The sequence below is a fragment of the Kribbella sp. NBC_00662 genome (genome assembly GCF_041430295.1).
In the GTDB taxonomy this organism is placed as follows: domain Bacteria; phylum Actinomycetota; class Actinomycetes; order Propionibacteriales; family Kribbellaceae; genus Kribbella.
The window spans coordinates 4,115,209-4,131,868 of record NZ_CP109029.1 but is presented as its reverse complement, the minus strand read 5'-3'; the positions used below and the strand labels follow the sequence as shown (position 1 = coordinate 4,131,868).

At 67.8% G+C, this 16,660-nt stretch carries 19 protein-coding genes; 10 read left to right on the top strand and 9 right to left on the bottom strand.

The genetic code is table 11. The annotated features are described in order from the left end of the window. Window positions 1–870 carry an LLM class flavin-dependent oxidoreductase gene (locus OHA10_RS20860; RefSeq protein ID WP_371407971.1) on the top strand — a complete coding sequence of 290 codons (870 nt, stop codon included), beginning with the start codon at window positions 1–3 and terminating at the stop codon, window positions 868–870. On the opposite strand, the gene OHA10_RS20855 is transcribed toward OHA10_RS20860, so the two are convergent. Beyond that, complete coding sequence (locus OHA10_RS20855; RefSeq protein ID WP_371400421.1) at window positions 863–1,282, bottom strand: MarR family winged helix-turn-helix transcriptional regulator; 420 nt, start codon at window positions 1,280–1,282, stop codon at window positions 863–865. The genes OHA10_RS20860 and OHA10_RS20855 overlap by 8 nt on opposite strands. Before the next feature lie 75 nt (window positions 1,283–1,357). On the opposite strand from OHA10_RS20855, the gene OHA10_RS20850 reads away from it, so the two are divergent. Together OHA10_RS20850 and OHA10_RS20845 are read left to right on the top strand one after the other, a co-directional pair. Next, a complete protein-coding gene (locus OHA10_RS20850; protein ID WP_371400420.1) occupies window positions 1,358–1,747 on the top strand; it encodes a hypothetical protein in 390 nt (129 codons plus the stop codon). An 18-nt stretch (window positions 1,748–1,765) separates the two neighbouring features. Further along, window positions 1,766–2,701, top strand: coding sequence for a formylglycine-generating enzyme family protein (locus tag OHA10_RS20845; protein WP_371400419.1), 936 nt, complete (start codon window positions 1,766–1,768; stop codon window positions 2,699–2,701). Here the strand turns inward: OHA10_RS20845 and OHA10_RS20840 are convergent. From OHA10_RS20840 to OHA10_RS20825, 4 genes are read right to left on the bottom strand one after another with little or no spacing between them, the layout of a single operon-like run. Next, complete coding sequence (locus OHA10_RS20840) at window positions 2,685–3,908, bottom strand: MFS transporter (RefSeq protein ID WP_371400418.1); 1,224 nt, start codon at window positions 3,906–3,908, stop codon at window positions 2,685–2,687. The genes OHA10_RS20845 and OHA10_RS20840 overlap by 17 nt on opposite strands. Further along, window positions 3,905–4,372, bottom strand: coding sequence for a MarR family winged helix-turn-helix transcriptional regulator (locus OHA10_RS20835; protein WP_371400417.1), 468 nt, complete (start codon window positions 4,370–4,372; stop codon window positions 3,905–3,907). Before OHA10_RS20835 ends, OHA10_RS20840 begins: the two co-directional genes overlap by 4 nt. 19 nt (window positions 4,373–4,391) lie before the next feature. Beyond that, the gene (locus tag OHA10_RS20830; protein WP_371400416.1) at window positions 4,392–5,066 is read right to left on the bottom strand and encodes a class I SAM-dependent methyltransferase; all 675 of its coding nucleotides are present in this window, start codon (window positions 5,064–5,066) and stop codon (window positions 4,392–4,394) included. Further along, window positions 5,023–6,270, bottom strand: a complete 1,248-nt coding sequence (locus tag OHA10_RS20825; RefSeq protein WP_371400415.1) for an MFS transporter — start codon at window positions 6,268–6,270, stop codon at window positions 5,023–5,025. Before OHA10_RS20825 ends, OHA10_RS20830 begins: the two co-directional genes overlap by 44 nt. A 127-nt stretch (window positions 6,271–6,397) precedes the next feature. Between OHA10_RS20825 and OHA10_RS20820 the strand changes: the two genes are divergently transcribed. From OHA10_RS20820 to OHA10_RS20810, 3 genes are all read left to right on the top strand, one after another. Further along, on the top strand, window positions 6,398–6,967 hold the full coding sequence (locus OHA10_RS20820; RefSeq protein ID WP_371400414.1) for a TetR/AcrR family transcriptional regulator: 570 nt from the start codon (window positions 6,398–6,400) through the stop codon (window positions 6,965–6,967). Next, window positions 6,964–7,473, top strand: coding sequence for an SRPBCC family protein (locus tag OHA10_RS20815; RefSeq protein ID WP_371400413.1), 510 nt, complete (start codon window positions 6,964–6,966; stop codon window positions 7,471–7,473). Before OHA10_RS20820 ends, OHA10_RS20815 begins: the two co-directional genes overlap by 4 nt. 78 nt (window positions 7,474–7,551) lie before the next feature. Next, a complete protein-coding gene (locus OHA10_RS20810; RefSeq protein WP_371400412.1) occupies window positions 7,552–8,529 on the top strand; it encodes an aldo/keto reductase in 978 nt (325 codons plus the stop codon). 125 nt (window positions 8,530–8,654) lie between these two features. Here the strand turns inward: OHA10_RS20810 and OHA10_RS20805 are convergent, their stop codons facing one another. After that, a complete protein-coding gene (locus OHA10_RS20805; RefSeq protein WP_371400411.1) occupies window positions 8,655–9,680 on the bottom strand; it encodes a LacI family DNA-binding transcriptional regulator in 1,026 nt (341 codons plus the stop codon). 29 nt (window positions 9,681–9,709) lie between these two features. Here OHA10_RS20805 and OHA10_RS20800 point away from each other — a divergent pair, with 29 nt between their 5' ends. Genes OHA10_RS20800 through OHA10_RS20785 form a run of 4 tightly spaced genes read left to right on the top strand, consistent with a single transcriptional unit; the run spans window position 9,710 to window position 14,254 of the window. Continuing rightward, window positions 9,710–10,954: an ABC transporter substrate-binding protein gene (locus OHA10_RS20800; protein ID WP_371400410.1), complete on the top strand. Its 1,245-nt coding sequence runs from the start codon at window positions 9,710–9,712 to the stop codon at window positions 10,952–10,954. Continuing rightward, on the top strand, window positions 10,951–11,904 hold the full coding sequence (locus OHA10_RS20795; protein ID WP_371400409.1) for a carbohydrate ABC transporter permease: 954 nt from the start codon (window positions 10,951–10,953) through the stop codon (window positions 11,902–11,904). The genes OHA10_RS20800 and OHA10_RS20795 overlap by 4 nt, the downstream gene beginning before the upstream one ends. Continuing rightward, window positions 11,901–12,719: a carbohydrate ABC transporter permease gene (locus tag OHA10_RS20790; RefSeq protein WP_371400408.1), complete on the top strand. Its 819-nt coding sequence runs from the start codon at window positions 11,901–11,903 to the stop codon at window positions 12,717–12,719. The genes OHA10_RS20795 and OHA10_RS20790 overlap by 4 nt, the downstream gene beginning before the upstream one ends. Next, the gene (locus tag OHA10_RS20785; protein WP_371400407.1) at window positions 12,716–14,254 is read left to right on the top strand and encodes an alpha-N-arabinofuranosidase; all 1,539 of its coding nucleotides are present in this window, start codon (window positions 12,716–12,718) and stop codon (window positions 14,252–14,254) included. Before OHA10_RS20790 ends, OHA10_RS20785 begins: the two co-directional genes overlap by 4 nt. On the opposite strand, the gene OHA10_RS20780 is transcribed toward OHA10_RS20785, so the two are convergent. From OHA10_RS20780 to OHA10_RS20770, 3 genes are all read right to left on the bottom strand, one after another. Beyond that, window positions 14,238–15,068 carry a MerR family transcriptional regulator gene (locus tag OHA10_RS20780; RefSeq protein ID WP_371400406.1) on the bottom strand — a complete coding sequence of 277 codons (831 nt, stop codon included), beginning with the start codon at window positions 15,066–15,068 and terminating at the stop codon, window positions 14,238–14,240. The two genes, OHA10_RS20785 and OHA10_RS20780, sit on opposite strands and share 17 nt — an antisense overlap. Window positions 15,069–15,124: 56 nt before the next feature. Continuing rightward, on the bottom strand, window positions 15,125–15,391 hold the full coding sequence (locus OHA10_RS20775; protein WP_371400405.1) for a hypothetical protein: 267 nt from the start codon (window positions 15,389–15,391) through the stop codon (window positions 15,125–15,127). 227 nt (window positions 15,392–15,618) lie between these two features. Next, complete coding sequence (locus OHA10_RS20770; protein WP_371407887.1) at window positions 15,619–16,617, bottom strand: zinc-dependent alcohol dehydrogenase family protein; 999 nt, start codon at window positions 16,615–16,617, stop codon at window positions 15,619–15,621. Window positions 16,618–16,660: the final 43 nt, after the last annotated feature.

Below are 16,660 nucleotides of genomic sequence, written 5' to 3'. Positions count from 1 at the left end.
ATGCGCTTTTCGATCAACATTCCGAACTTCGGGGACTTCGCCGACGCACACACAGTCGCGCGGGTCGCGGTTGCCGCCGAGGAGGCCGGCTGGGACGGGCTCTTCTTCTGGGACCACGTTGTCCACAGCAAGGAGCAACGGCGCGGACAACCGTTCGGTGATCCCTGGATGCTGATGACGGCGGCCGCGCTGGCGACCTCGCGGATCAAACTCGGCCCCCTCGTCACCCCGGTCGCACGGCGGCGGCCCGAGCAGCTCGCCCGGCAGGTCGCCACGCTGGACTCGATGAGCGGCGGCCGGGTGATCTTCGGCGCGGGGCTCGGTGGGCCGATCACCGACGAGTTCGGCAGCTTCGGCGACGAGACCGATCCGAAGGTGCTGGCCGAGCGGCTCGACGAGGGCCTTGACCTGCTGGCGGCGTACTGGGCCGGCGAGCGGGTCGACCACACCGGCAAGCATTACCGGGTCGACGACGTGGAGTTGCTGCCGGCAACGGTTCAGAGCCCGCGGCCGCCGGTGTGGATCGCCGGTTACTGGCCGAAGAAGGCGCCGATGCGGCGCGCCGCGCGCTGGGACGGCGCCGTACCGCTGTTCACGAGCGCCAACCACGGCGAGGCTCCGCCGGTGGACGAGGTACGCGAGCTGGTTGCCTTCATCGAGGGGCAGCGCGCGGACCGGAGTGCGCCGTACGACGTGATCGTCGGCGGGATCAGTCCGGCCGACGCGGCCCGGTCCCGCGCACTCATCGAGCCGCTGGCCGAGGCGGGCGCGACCTGGTGGGACGAGCGGCAACTGATCCGCGGCAAGGACTTCTACCGGCTCGAGCCGGTACTGCGCCGGATCGAGCAGGGGCCGCCGAGTCTCAGCTGACCCGCGCCCGCATCGCCTCCAGAGCCTTCAGTACGTCGGGCAGCACGTCGGCCGGGATGTCGGCGGTGATCGCGTCGGCGACCTCGTCGAAGATCGGCTTGACCGCCGGCAGGATCTTGCGGCCGGACGGCGTCAGGGCAACCGTGATCGCGCGCCGATCGGCCGTGGCCGGCGACCGGTCGAGGTAGCCCTTCTCCACCAGCCGGTCGACCAGTCGCGTCATGCCGGCGGTGTCGGTGCCGAGCAGGTCGGCGAGTTTGCGCGGACTCGTCGTACCGCCCGAGACGTGCAGGAGTACGCCGGCCTGCTGTGACGTCAGCCCGAGCTCACCGAACCGCTGGTCGAGCGCCGTCCGGACCCCGCGGGCCACCTGGGTCACCAAACTGGTCAGCACGAGCCGCGGACCCGGCATGTCCGGCCTCCTTCGCTATTGCTGTCACGACAGCTACTGTCTAGACTGCTACCTCGGGCAGATCGAGGGGGTTTGATGAAGGTACGCGATGACGTGGCCGAGTTCTTCGACCGGTTCGCGACTGCGAGCGACGGAGCCGGCTTCCATCCGACCTTGCTCACGCTGGATCCGGTGTCGGTGACGCCGGTGACCCGCGAGCAGGTGGTGGCCGGCCTGCCGAAACGCAAGGAATTCTTCGCCGGGCTGGGAATCAGTGGGATGACCCTGGACTCGCTCGACGAGTCGCCGGTCGACGAGCAGCACACGCTCGTGCGGTCGACCTGGCGGCTCGAGCGGACCGAGTCGTCGACGGTCCCGGACGGCACGATCTTCGCGTCGACGTACCTGCTCCGGAGGGTCGAGGGCCAGTGGCAGATCGTGGTTTACCTGAATCACCAGGACCTTCGGGCGCTCGTCTCGACGTGAGCTGAGAAGCTTGTCGGTATGAGCGAGTCCTGCTGTGCGCCGTCCCGTGGTGAGGCGACGTCGCCGCCCCCGGCTCCGGCGGGGCGCGGCGACCACGAGATCGAGCAGGTGGTGCTCGAGGGTGGTTCGTTCACGATGGGCAACACCAACGGTGACGAGAACGCGGGCGACGGTGAGACACCGGTGCACGCGGTCGAGCTGTCGCCGTACAGCATCGATGCGACCAGCGTGACCAACGCGGCTTTCGCGCGGTTCGTCGACGCGACCGGCTACCGGACCGAGGCGGAGATCTTTGGGTACTCCGCCGTGTTCCATCTCGCCCTCGCCGCCGAGCCGGAGGAGCTGATGGGACCGGCATCCGGTACGCCGTGGTGGGCCGGCGTCCGCGGTGCCGATTGGAGGCACCCGGGCGGTTCGCGCTCGGACCTGGACGGTCTCGACGAGCATCCCGTCGTACACGTGAGCTGGAACGACGCCGTCGCGTACTGCAAGTGGGCGGGACGGCGACTGCCGACGGAGGCCGAGTGGGAGTTCGCGTCCCGCGGCGGTCTGGACGGCGCGCGGTACCCGTGGGGCGACGAGCTGCTCGACGACGAGTGGCGCTGCAACATCTGGCAGGGCGACTTCCCCCGGGCGAACACCGAGGAGGACGGCTTCCTGACGACCGCCCCGGTCCGTACCTTCGAGCCGAACGGCTTCGGGCTGTGGCAGATGGTCGGGAACGTGTGGGAGTGGTGCGGGGACTGGTTCGGCCCGCGGTACTACAAGTTCTCCCCCACGGAGGACCCGCACGGACCGTCGCTCGGCGCCGCGAGGGTGATCCGTGGCGGCTCATATCTGTGCCACGACTCGTACTGCAATCGCTACCGCAACGCCGCCCGGTCGTCGAACACGCCCGAGTCCTCGATGGGGAACGCCGGTTTCCGTACGGTCGGCCTCACGCGTCCTGAGTGACCGCGGGCTTCCGCAGTCCCGGCGTACTCGTGGCAACTGCGGCCACCGCTGCGACGCACAGCAGCGCCCCGGATGCAAGGGACGCGACCGGTGACGTGAGCTGCGCGACTACGCCGCCCCGGAGGTTGCCGAGGTCGGGACCGGCCTGGCCGACGATCTGTTCGGCGGCGCTGACCCGGCCGAGCAGTTCGGACGGCGTGTGCAGCTGAACGATCGTGCTCCGCGAGACGACAGCGACGGTGTCCGCGGCGCCGGCGATCGCCAAACACGCCAAGGCCAACCAGGGTGTCGGCGAGAACGCGAACAACAGCAACGCGATCCCCCAGGCCGCCGACCCGCACAGCATGACGACGCCATGACGCGGCAGGCGGGTGAACGAACCGGAAAACAGCGACGCGGCGACCCCACCGACGGCGATCGCGGTCAGGAACAACCCGAGCGTGCGCGGGTTGTTGCCGAACCGCTCCGCATTGATCACCGGGAACAGGCTGATCGGCATCGACAGCACGGTCGCCGCCAGATCGGTGATCAGCGCCCCGCGGATCACCGGCGTCGACACGACGAACGTCAACCCGTCCCACACCCCACGCAGTCCCGGCTTGGCGGTCCCCTCGATCTGCATCCGGGGAAGTCCGAGTACGCCGTACAGCGCGGCGAGGAAACTGAGTGCGTCGATCAGGTAGCAGACGCCGACACCCCAGACGCCGATGATCACGCCGCCGAGCGCCGGGCCGAGCAGCATCGCGCCCTGGAACCCGATCCGGTTGAGCGCGATCCCGGCCGCGAGCTGGTCGCGGGACAGCAGCTGCGGCAGTACGGTCCGCGCGACCGGGCCGGCGGTCGCGCCGAACGATGCCTGTACGGCGACGAGCGCGAGGAGTACGCCGACGGGCACGCGACCGAGCACCAACTGACTCGCCATGACGGTTGCTGTCAGCAACTGTCCGCAGGTCGTGATCAGGTAGATCCGGCGGCGCTCGAGCCGGTCGACGAGTGTGCCCGCGAACAGGCCGAGCGCGATCAGCGGGAGCGCCTGCGCGAGGCCGACCGCGCCGGTCCAGGCCGGGCTCGACGTCTGGTCCCAGACCTGGAACATCACCGCGACGAAGGTGAGCTGCCCGCCGAAACCGGACAGCACCTGCCCGATCCACAGCCGGCGATACGCCACCACTCGCAACGGGCCGAGGTCGATGAGAGCGCCCTTCACTTGAGCTTCTCGGTGATGCGGTCGTGGAAGCTCTTGCGGGCCAGGGCTTGCTCGATGTCTCGAACTACCTGGGTCATCGGATACGGCAGCTCGGCCTCCAGCTCGGCGATGGCTGCCTCGGTTGCCTGCCACTCGGCCGTCAGGAGCTCGACGAGCTTCTTCGACTTGGCGGTCAGCGTGACCTGCTTGCTGCGTGCGTCGGCGCCGGGCACCGTCCGGACCAGGCCGGCGGTGCGCATCGCGGCCACCTTCTGACTGAGCGCCGAATGGGTCCGCCCGATCGCGTCGGCCAGCTCGGTGATCGTCATCGGGCCCTTGAGGTGCAGCTGGATCAGCTCGCGGACGTAGCTCGGCTTGAGGCCCTTGATCTCCCGATCGGTGTAGATCCGCCCGATCTCGGCATCCATCCGGCCCAGCAACTCGTGCAGCGGCCGCCACTGACTCTGCTCGGTGGGATCGTCCATGCCGTGATCATAACAGTACTTATATAAGTGCTGTTACTTCTGGTCTCGGCCAGACCACGGCATGCTGATGGCCGACCCGGGTGAACGTGCCGCCGGGGAACACCGCGCCGTAGGTCTGCTCGAAGCCGGCGCGGCTCAGGTACCGGTCGCTGACGCGGTGGTCGAGCCAGTCGCCGGTGCCGAGGCGGAAGATCTCCCAGGCGTCCGGGTTGCGGCGGACGAGGTTGCGGGCGAGCTTGCGCAGCTCGCCGCCGTACAGCCACCAGCGCGGGTTCGCGGGGCGTGGGGAGACGGTGTCGGTGAGAGCCGCTCGGCCGCCGACGGCCACCAGGGAACGGATGTGGCGGAGTACTGCGGGGAGGTCGGTGACGTGGTGAAGGGTGGCGGAGCTGGTGACGAAGTCGTACTGGCCGGTGGTGTCGAGGATGTTCGACTCGAGGTAGGTGATGTTCGACCGCGGGCGCTTGCGGCGGGCCAGCCGGATCATCGGGCCGGAGAGGTCGATCGCGTCGACCTGGTCGAAGTACTCCGCGAGCACGATCGCGTGCCGGCCGGCGCCGCAGCCGAGGTCGATGGCTCGGCGGCGGCGCTCGGGCAGGACGGTCGGGAGCCAGTCGGCGACCGCGTCCTCGGTCAGTTCGCCGAGTCGGTCATATCGCTCCGCCAGGTGATCGAACGACTGGTCGCGCTCCATGCTCCTTGGATGCGAGGCGCCGGGAAAAGGTTGACATCCAGAGTGCGGCGGCCGCGGCGGAGAGGATGCTGATCAGGGCGAGTACTGCGAAGCCGTAGCGGGTGTCGGACTGGCCGGTGACGACCGATGCGATCAGCATGACGACGATCGTCGCCGCCAGGCCGTAGCCGTTCGCGACGCCGAAGGCGTGGCCGACGCGCGACTCGTCGACCGAGGTCATCAGCAACGAGCGGGTCGCGATGCGGGCCTGACCGAACAGGAACGCACCGAGCAGCACGAGCGCGATGAGTGCGGGCACGCCGAACAACGGCTGGAACACCAGCAAGCCGCTACAAACCAAGAACCCACCCGTCGCGAGCTTCCGATCCCCCAGCCACCCCGCGGACCGCCGATAAACAGCCGCAGCAAGCAAAAACCCAGCCCCACCGACAGCGTCCACCACCCCCAACACAGCCGGCCCCCGCCCCCACTCACCGATCAACAACACCGGCAACAAGGCGTTGAAGACGGTCACCACCACGAGCCCTTGCCCGAACAACACCGCCAACGGCCCAAGCGGAATCCGCTCCGCGACGGTCGCTGGCGGCTGCTCGGGACGGACGGGTGGTGCTGTGCGCTTGGTTGCCTGTGACAACACGACACCCCGGCGCTTTCCTCCGACGGCGAGCACCAGGACCGCAGACAACGCGAAGGTCAGGGCGTTGAAGGTGAAGAGGGGTCGGGGGCCGAAGTACTGGAGGGCCAGGCCGCCCAGTGATGCGGACAGGAGCATGCCGGACTGGAGTGCGATCTCGTAGTGGGCGTTGAAGGGGCGGAGGTTTTCGGTGGGGACGCGTTCGCGGATGAGGGCGGCGCTGGCCGGCGTGAACTGGGCGGCGATGATCGCCAACGCGAAGTTGGTGGCGTAGACGAGTGGTTGTTGCGCAACGCCCAACGCCAGTCCGACGGGGAGGGCGAGAGCGACGACGGCGCTGACGACGTCGCACGTCACCCACAGGCGTCGGCGGTCGAAGCGGTCGGCCAGGCGGCCGAAGTACGGCGAGAGGACTGCCTGCGGTACGGCGACGGCGATGAACAGCCAGCCGACGTCGAGCATCGAGCCCTCCGCGCGGACGAGCAGCAGCGCGGCGCCGAGGAGCTGGATGTTGTTGCCGAGGGACGTGATGAACGCTGCGGGCAGCAGCAGGCGGGTTCCTGAAGTCACCTGCCCAACGGTGTCAGCAAACCCTGACAATCTCTGGCAGTGATTCTTTTACGATACGGCGGTTGCGTAAATGGTCGGCCCGAGCTAACGTTCTTTTCGACACCGCAGTAGCGAAAAGAGGGTGGCGATGGTAGGACGAGGGCGACCGCGCGACGCCGGCGTCGAGGGGCGGGTGCTGGAGGCCGCCATGACCGAGATGCGCGCCCGCGGGTACGACGGCATGTCGGTCGACCGCGTCGCCGAGCGGGCCGGGGTCGCGAAGACCACGATCTACCGGCGCTGGCCGAGCAAGGCGGAGCTGGTGGTCGCGATGATCGCCGGACTGCGCAGCGCTGTGCCGTTCGAGCCGAGCGGGGACGCGCGGCGCGACCTGACCCAGCTCGTCACCGGTATCGCCGCCACCCTCGAGGTCATCCCGACCACCCTGGTCGCCGACCTCACCGCCGCAGCCGCCCGCGAACCGCGCGTCGGCGACAGCGTCCGCGCCCTCTGGGCGGAGCGCCACGCGGCTGTCACCGCAGTCATCGCCCAAGCCCAGTCCGAGGGGCTGCTGCTCGCGCACGCCGATCCCGGCGTCGTCGTCGACCAGCTCGTCGGACCGCTCTACTACCGGCTGCTCATCACGGGCGAGCCGATCGATCCCGCCTACGTGAGGGCGCTGGTGCTCAGCACTCTCGGACCGGAGAAGAAGTCGTGAAGAAGTTCCTCGTTGCCCTCGGCAGCGTTCTCGTCCTGCTGGCCGGCTACACCGTCTACACAGTCGTCCGGCCGTTCACCCTGCACACCGAGCTCGACATCGACGCATCACCCGAGCAGGTCTGGAAGGTGCTCACGGACCGCCAGGCCTACCCGGAGTGGAACCCGTTCATCATCTCGTCGACCGGCGACCTCAAGGTCGGGGACAAGATCACCAACGTCCTTCGCGACACCAAGGGCGGCGAAACGAAGTTCACCCCGACGCTGTTGGCCGTCGTCCCCGACCAGGAGCTCCGCTGGGTCGGCAAGGTGCCGCCGGGTGCGCTCTTCACCGGCGAGCACTCGTTCCGCCTGACCGCGCTGCCTGGTGGTCGCACGCACCTGGTCCAGGAGGAGAAGTTCACCGGCGCCGCGATCCCGTTCACGCGGTCGATGCTGAACAACACGATCAAGCCCCAGTTCGAGGCGATGAACCGCGCGCTCGCGGCGCGAGCCGGCGCTCAGTAGATCTCATACATTGGATGCATCAACTGGTGGCAAAAGATTCATTGGACGGATGAACAGCCGGCTGATTGAGTCGACATCATGGATATGCGCGGATTAGGACGAGCAGGGATCGAGGTCAGCCCGGTCGGTTTCGGGTGCTGGGCGATCGGCGGTCCGTTCAGCAACCCGGCGGGTGAACCGCTGGGTTGGGGCGAGGTCGACGACGACGAGTCGGTGCGGGCGATCCGGCGGGCGGTCGAGCTCGGCGTCACATTCTTCGACACCGCCGATGTGTACGGCGCGGGCCACAGCGAGCGCGTGCTCGGGAAGGCCCTCGCCGGGATACGCGACCAGGTGGTGATCGCCACCAAGTGGGGCAACACGTTCGACGAGTCGACCAAGGTCATGCACCACCAGGACACGACACCTGAGTACGTGCACAAGGCCGTGCGGGCCTCGCTCGACCGGCTCGGCACGGACTACCTGGATCTCTACCAGCTGCATTTCGACACCACCGACGAGATCGCGTTGCCGCTGCGGGAGGCGTGCGAGGAGCTTGTCCGGGACGGGCTGATCCGCAGCTACGCGTGGAGCACCGACACGCTGCACAGCGCGGAGCTCTTTGCCCAGGGCAAGCACTGCGCCGCCGTACAGCACGAGGCCAGCGTGCTGCACGACGCGCCGGACTTCTTCGCACTGTGCGAGCGCGAAGACCTGGCGAGCATCAACCGGACCCCGCTCGGGATGGGCATCCTGGGGCGGCGCGACGCGAGCAGCCCGGCGACCGGAGCGGACATCCGCACGCTGCCGCCGTCCTGGCTGCGGTACTTTGCGGAAGGCGGCGTACCCGCACCCGAATGGTGGGAGAAGGTGTCAGCGATCCGTGAGCTCCTGCAGAGCGACGGGCGGACGCTGGCGCAGGGCGCGCTCGCGTGGTTGTGGGCGCGGAGCGAGAAGACGGTGCCGATCCCGGGCTTCCGGACGGTCGCGCAGGCCGAGGAGAACGCCGGCGCGATGGCCTACGGACCCCTGAAGGACGAGCAGCTGACCGAGATCGCAGCGCTGATCGCGGACTAGTCATCCCACCCTCGGCCCGGCAACCGCTCATCGACGGTTCCGGGCCGAGGTCTTGTCACGAGCCTGGTTTATCGATATACCTCTGCGCAACAACTCCCCGCTGCGTGACGAGGTGGACCGTGGTGTCAGGCGACAGGTTTGGTGGTGCCGCGCTGGATCAGCCGCGCCGGCGCGATCAGTTCCTGTGGTTCGCTGCCCGGGCCGCCGTTGATCTGCGCCATCAGCAGCGCGACGATCGAGTCCGCCATCTCCTCGTGCCCGGGGTTGATGCTGGACAGCGCGGGGACCAGGTACGGCGCCTCGTCGATGTCGTCGAAGCCGATCACCTGAACGTCCTCCGGGACCCGCAGCTTCGCATCGGCCAGCGCCCGCAGCGCGCCCATGGCAACCACATCGGTCAGTGCGAACACCGCGTCGAAGGCGACCCCGCGATCGATCAGCGAACGGATCGCGTCGTACCCGTGCTGCATCGTGAAGTGGCAGCGGACCGTCAACTCCGGATCGATCGGTACGCCGGCGTCGGTGTGCGCGAGTCCGTATCCCTCGGCACGCAGGGCAGGCATGTTCGCGGTCCAGTCGGGGTTGCCACCGAGCATCGCGATCCGGCGGGCGCCGGTGGCGAGCAGGTGGGCGGTCGCCTGCCGGGCGCCGTCGATGTTGTCCATCATCACGTGGTCGTACTTCGACGGCAGCGCCCGCTCGCCGATCATCACCACCGGCGAATCGTTGCGGAGCTGGGTGAGCTCGGCCGGGTCGCTGTCGACCACGCTCAGCACCAGCCCGTCGTACATCCGCAGGCGGGAGAATGCGACCGCATCCGCCTCTCCCTCACGGCTCGCACCGGTGCGCTCCATCACGATGCGCAGCCCGTGTGCCTCGAACCGGTCCGCGAGACGGCCGGCCAGCTGGGCGAAGTACGGGCGCTCGAGCTCCGGTACGGCAAGACCGACGACTCCGGTCCGGCCCGCGCGCAGGTGCCGAGCGGCCAGATTGACCTGGTATCCGAGGTCGCTGATCGCGGCCAGGACCCGCTCGCGGGTCGCGGCGCCGACCCGCGGCCGCCCGTTGATCACGTTCGAAACGGTCATCGTGGACACCCCCGCGGACCGCGCGACATCGGCCATCGTCACCACGGTCGCGCCCTTCTTCATGACACCCACCTTACGTAAAGGAGTCTGCGATGAGACTGCGTCGTACAGTAGCCGCTCTCGCGGCCGTCGCGTTCGTCCTCCCGTTGGCCGCCTGTGGCGGATCCTCCGGGAGCAGCGGTAGCAGCAGCGGGAAACTGACGTTCTTCTCCTGGGACGGGGAAGACACGATGAAACCGGTGATCGACAAGTTCGAGCAGGAGAACCCGGACATCAAGATCGAGTTCTCCAACGCCCCGCCGGTCGCGGAGTACATCTCCACGCTGCAGTCCCGGATCCTGTCGGGTACGGCGGCCGACGTGTTCGCGATCGCGGCCGAGAACAAGACCAACCTGATCAACGGCAAGCATGTCGTGGATCTGAAGGACAAGCCGTTCCTGAAGAACGTGCCGAAGTTCAACCAGACCACGTACGGCGGTCAGGACGGCGCGGTCTACGGGTTGTCGGTCGCATCGTGGGGCGCGGGAATCCTTTACAACAAGGACCTGCTGGCCAAGGCCGGCGCGACCGCGATCCCCAAGACCTGGGACGAGTTCCTTGCCCTGTGCCACAAGCTGAAGAACGCCGGCGTCACGCCGTACCTGGAATCGGTACAAGCGATGTCGACGCCGCTGGCGGCCTTCCTCGGCGCGGAGAGCGCGGCGGACGGCAACTCGATGGACAGCAAGATCTTCGACGGGTCGGCGAAGTTCAAGGACTACTGGGTCGAGCCGCTGACGCAGTGGTCGCGGCTGTGGACCGAGGGACTGGTGACGCCGGCAGTCGTCGGCCTGACCGGTGACCAGGTCCGGACCGAGTTCGCCAACGGCAAGGTCGCGATGATGATCGCCGGACCGTGGGACATCCCCGGCGTTCGCAAGGCCGCGCCGAAGCTGAAGATCGAGATGGCGCCGATCCCCGGGATCGCCGGCCGTCCGGCCTATCTGGCGGGCGCGGCCAGCCCCGGTTACGCGATCAACTCGAAGGCGAAGAACCCGGCGGCCGCGGAGAAGTTCCTCGCCTTCCTGGACACGCCGGAGGCGATGGCCCTGTACCAGAAGGCCACCGGCGCGATCACGGTGACGACCGATTTCCAGCCCACGCTCGACCCGGCGTTGCAGCCGATCGTCAAGGACGTCCGGGCCGGGAACATCTACCTGCCGCAGATCGCCTGGAAACGGGCGGAGGACATCCTGAACGTCGAGGCGACCGCACAACTGCAGCTGCTGGTCCAGGGCAAGGCGACCCCCGAGCAGGTCGCGAACGCCCTCGACACCAAGCTCGCGAGTACGTCGTGAGCACTCGCCTGCTCGCTCGGACCGAGGCCGCCGCACCGGCTCCGGTCCGAGCCGATCGGTCGACCTGGGCCCGGGCCCGTGAGGCGTCCGCGAACCAGCTGTTCCTCGTGCCGGTCGCGCTGGTGTTCGTCGTGCTGCTGGTGATCCCGCTGACCCAGACGTTCTACTGGAGTTTCACCGACTTCACCGGCTACTCCGCGGACGTGAAGTTCGTCGGGCTGTCCAACTACCACAAGGTGCTCACGGATCCGTCGATGCTGGCGGGTCTCGGGTTCACGCTGGCCTACACGATCGGTACGGCGGTGCTCATCACCGCCTGCGCGATCCCGCTGGCCGTCGTACTGAACAAGAAGTTCTTCGGCCGGAACTTCGTCCGGTCGGTGTTCTTCTTCCCGGCCATCCCGAGTATCGCGATCCTGGGTCTGGTCTGGGGCTACATCCTGTCGCCGCTCGGTTCCGGCGTACTGAACTCGGTGCTGCAGAGCCTGTTCCACGCCGGACCGTACCCGTGGTTGTCGGACGACACGCTGGCGCGCCTGTCGGTGATCGTGGTTGCGGTCTGGGGCGGCGCCGGGTGGCACGCGATGTTGTATCTCGCCTATCTGCAGTCGATCCCGGCAGATTACTACGAGGTGGCAACGATCGACGGCGCGTCGGCGCGGCAACAGTTCTTCCACCTGACGTTGCCGCTGCTGACACCGGCGATTGTCATCAGCAACTTCTTGTTGATGACCGGCGGTCTCAAGGTGTTCGACCTGCCGTTCACGCTGACCAAGGGCGGCCCGGGATACTCGACGTACACGATCACGCAGTCGATCATCACCAGCGGTGTCGCGCAAGGACGCTACGGCCTGGCGTCCGCGTTGGCCGTGCTGTTCACGTTCGCGGTCGCGCTGGTGGCGGTCGCGCAGTTGTGGGCATCGCGCCGGATCGAACGGAGGGTGCTGTGAAGCAACGACGTTCCCCGATCACGAGTGTCGTGATGATCGCACTCGCGTGCCTGGTCGGCGTACCGCTGTACTACATCGTCGTCAACACGTTGAAGACGCAGGAGGAGATGGCGCGGTCGCCGTTGGCGCTGCCAACGAAGCTGTTCCTGGACAACTACCAGCGGATCTTCGAGACGGTGCCGCTCGGCCGGAGCTTCCTGAACACGCTGATCGTGACGATCGCGGCACTGCTCGTGCAACTGTTCGTCGGGTCGACGGCGGCGTATGCGATGGCGATGCGGGCCAGCCGGTTCAACCGGATCTTCGGCGCGCTGCTGCTGCTCGGCTTCATCGTGCCGGGCCAGTCGACGCTGATCCCGTTGTACCGGCTGCTCGTCGGCGCCGAGCTCGTCGACACGCTGCGCGGCCTGGTGATCATCTACTCCGGCGGCGCGATCTTCTGCTATTTCCTGATCCAGGCGTACATCAGCCGGCTGCCGTTCGAGATCATCGAGGCGGCGCGGATCGACGGCGCCGGGCCGTTCCAGATCTACTGGCGGATCGTGCTGCCGCTGATCCGGCCGATCCTGGTGACGGTCGGGATCTTCCAGACGATGGGGATCTGGAACGACTTCATCACCCCGAACGTCTTCCTCAGCTCGCCGGAGAAGTCCACGCTGGTACTGCAGGTCTATCGCTCCGTCGGCGAGTTCTCCACCGACTGGCCGGCCTTCATGACGATGAGCGTGCTGGTGCTGATCCCGATGGTTGTGTTCTTCGTCCTCACCCAACGCCACATCGTCAGCGGTCTGCTGGCCGGAAGCGTCAAATCATGAAGGAGAAGCTGTTGTCAGAGGCATCAACCGCACGGGTCGTCATCAATCTCGACGTACCGGGAGCGACGATCAGCCGGCACCTGTACGGGCACTTCGCCGAGCACCTCGGGAGGTGTATCTACGGCGGGTTCTACGTCGGCGAGGACTCCTCGATCCCGAACGAGGGCGGTATCCGGCTCGACGTCGTCGAGGCCCTGCGAGCGCTGGACATCCCGAACCTGCGCTGGCCGGGCGGGTGCTTCGCGGACGAGTACCACTGGAAGGACGGGATCGGGCCGAGGGCGGACAGGCCGTCGATGGTGAACACGCACTGGGGCAATGTCGAGGAGAACAACCACTTCGGCACTCACGAGTTCATGGCGTTGTGCGAGCTGCTCGGCGCAGCGCCGTACGTGAACGGGAACGTCGGCAGCGGGACCGTGCGCGAGATGAGCGAGTGGGTCGAGTACCTGACCCGCGACGGCGACAGCCCGATGGTGCGGGAGCGTAAGGCGAACGGCCGCGAGGAGCCGTGGAAGGTGCCGTTCTGGGGCATCGGCAACGAGGCCTGGGGGTGCGGTGGGAACATGCGCGCCGGTGCGTACGCCGATCTGGCCCGGCAGTACGCGACGTTCCTCAAGGATCACGGCGACAACAAGCTGTACCGGATCGCGGCCGGCGCCTCCGACGACGACCTGGAGTGGACCGAGGCGTTGCTCAAGGCCGTCAGCTGCCTGGGTTGCGAGCGCGGTCCGAAGAACCTCTTCCAGGCGATCTCGATCCACTACTACACGATTGCCGGGACGTGGGAGCACAAGGGCAGCGCGACCGACTTCGGTCTCGACGAGTACTACGCGACGATCCGCAAGGCACAGGACATCGACCGCGTGATCCGCGGGCATTCCGCGCTGATGGACGCGTACGACCCGGAGCGCAAGATCGGTCTGGTGCTGGACGAGTGGGGCACGTGGTGGGACGTCGAGCCGGGGACGAACCCGGGCTTCCTCTTCCAGCAGAACGCGATGCGGGACGCGCTCGTGGCGAGCCTGCACTTCGACGTGTTCCACAAGCACGCGGAGCGGTTGGTGATGGCGAACATCGCGCAGACCGTCAACGTGCTGCAGGCGATGCTGCTCACCGACGACGAGGGCGGGCTGGTGCGTACGCCGACGTACCACGTGTTCGAGATGAACAAGGGGCATCACGACGCGACCGCCGTACCGGTGCATGTGGTCGAGCGGCCGACGTACGACTCGATGGAGCTGCTGTCGGCGTCCGCGTCGGTGAAGGACGGGCGGGCGCTGGTGTCGGTCAGCAATCTCGATCCGACCGCGCCGCTGGACGTCGTACTGGATCTGCGCGGTGCCCAGCTGCGGGAACCGGTCGGACGGTTGCTGACGGCATCGAATCCGCAGTCGTTCAACACGGTCGGCGATCCGGAGGCGGTGGCTCCGGCTCCGCTCAGAGTGGAACCGGAGCGCCGCGGTCTACGGGTGACGCTGCCGCCGCATTCGTTCGCGACGATCAGTTCGGCCTTGGTCAGCTCGGCTTCGTGATCGCGATCTGGAACTCGTGCACCCAGTTCGCCGGGTTGTCCGGGTCGAACTCGAGCGTGACCTCGCGCGCGTACCCGTGGCTGCGGTAGCCGTTGTCCTCGATCCACCGCGCCAGCGTCTGCATGCTGCGGTCGGCCTCCATCATGTCGCCCTTGTGGACGATGGTGGCCGCCTGCGTGATCTCGGGCAGCTCGAGGACGTCGACATCAGCAGCCGTGCCGGTCTTATGACCGGCACTGACGGGTACGGCGGCGTGGACGCGGACCGTCTCGCCGTCGGCGGCCTCGTAGTACGCGACCGGTGAACCGCACGGATCGATACCGGCCATCCCCAGGCGTTCGAAGAGCTGACCGAACAGCGGTTGCAGCACGGGACCGATGTCCTCGCCGTCGTAGCTCGGTGAGATCGCGGACAGCTCGGCGACCCGCGTCGGGGCGATACGTTTCAGGACGACGTCGTCGGTAGGCATGTGACCTTCCCTCTCGATGAGTCGGAGCCTCGCCTCGACGCTGGTCAACCGGGCGGTACTGCGGGCGAGCTCGTCCTCGAGCTGGGCCTGGCGCAACCGCAGCATGCCGCGCAGTTCCTCGGCCGACAGCTTCGCGTCGACGATCTCGCCGACCTGCTGCAGGGTGAAGCCGAGGTCCTTGAGCGCGACGATCCGGTTCAGCCGGCTGAACTGGTCGGCCGAGTAGAACCGGTACCCGGTCACCTCGTCGACGACGGCCGGGCGCAGCAGCCCGAGCGCGTCGTAGTGCCGCAGCATCCGCGCCGACACCTGACCGAACGCGGCGAAGTCTCCGATGGTGAACATGCCACGACCTTCCGGCTTGACACGGTGTCAAGGTCAAGCCCGAGCGTACGTCCCGGTCAGGACGATGCGACGCGGGTACGCCGGTCGCGGATGGCAGCGACCGCGACCGCCGTCACGATCAGCGCGGCACCGCCGGCGCCGAAGCCGGTGACCAGGTTGCCGCGGCTGCTCAGCCGGGCGTCGCACTGCATCGGCGTGATGCCCTTGTCGGGCTGGAAGACCGAGCCACAGCTGTCACCGCCGGCGTGCACCGGCCGGACAGCGAAGACCGCCCCGACGACCAGGAGGAGCACTCCCACCGCGCCGAGGACCTTGCTCAGCACCGGCCACCCTTTCGCGGCGCAGCAGCAAGGACCGACCGCTGGTACCTGGTCAGATCCCACATACCCACGCTCACGCTCCCTGGCAGCCGTCGACCTCATCGCAAGATTTGATCAAATCTAACGCAGCTAGCAGTCAGCCTTGAAGTTCGGCACGGCCGCCCGGTGGAATCTTCACTCAGTTCTAACGCTCACCTGTCCAGTTGAAAGGTCCCACGCGGCGGACTGGTTCAACCATCGAGGACAGCGACCAGGGAGCCGCTCGCGCGGCCGTGGGCGACGTCTGCGAGCGCCTGGTCGACCTTGCCGAACGGGACGACCGTCGTGTGCGCCCTGACCGGCAGACGGGCGACGAGGCGGAACAGTTCTTCGCCGTCGCGACGGGTGTTCGAGGTGACGCTGCGGAGGTCTCGCTCGTGGAAGAGGTGCCGCTCGTAGTTCAGCACCGGCACATCGGAGAGATAGATGCCTGCGACCGCGACAGTGCCGCCCGGCTTGAGCGCTTCGAGAGCATGCGGGACAACGTCGCCTGCCGGCGCGAAGACGATGGCCGAGTCCAGCGGCACCGGCGGCTGGTCGCCTACGTAGGCAGCCCCCAGCTCGCGGGCAAGCTCGCGGTTCCTCTCGCCACGGGTGACCACGAACAACTCCGCGCCCTGGGCGGTCGCGAGCTGTGCGGTGAGGTGCGCGCTGGAGCCGAAGCCGTAGATACCGAGCCGGCCGCCGGGTGGCAGGTTCGCCCGGAGCAGGGAGCGGTAGCCGATGATCCCGGCACACAGGAACGGCGCCAACTCCTCCGCGGGACGGTCCTTCGGCAGCGCGTACGCGTAGTCCTGCGGCACGACGGCGTACTCCGCGAATCCCCCGTCGGCGTCCCAGCCGGTGTACGTCGAGAGTGGGCAGAGGTTCTCGTTGCCGGCGCGGCAGAACTCGCAGACGCCACACGTCCCCCGCAGCCAGGCGATGCCGACGCGATCGCCAGTTGTGAACCGGTCGCCTGCGCCTTGGTCGACCACGGTGCCGACAGCCTGGTGGCCTGGTACGACGCCGGGGCGTTTCGGCTGGAGATCGCCCTCGCTGAGGTGCAGGTCGGTGCGGCAGATCCCGCACGCCTCGACCTTCACCAGGACCTCACCCGGCCCGGGTTCCGGCACGGGACGCCGTACCTTGCGGAGCGGACCGGTGTCGATCGGACCGGGATGTTCGACTGCCCACGCCTGCATCGTCATCTGGCCATCATGCGACGCGGCGGAGCGCCTGCTCGCGGCGTTC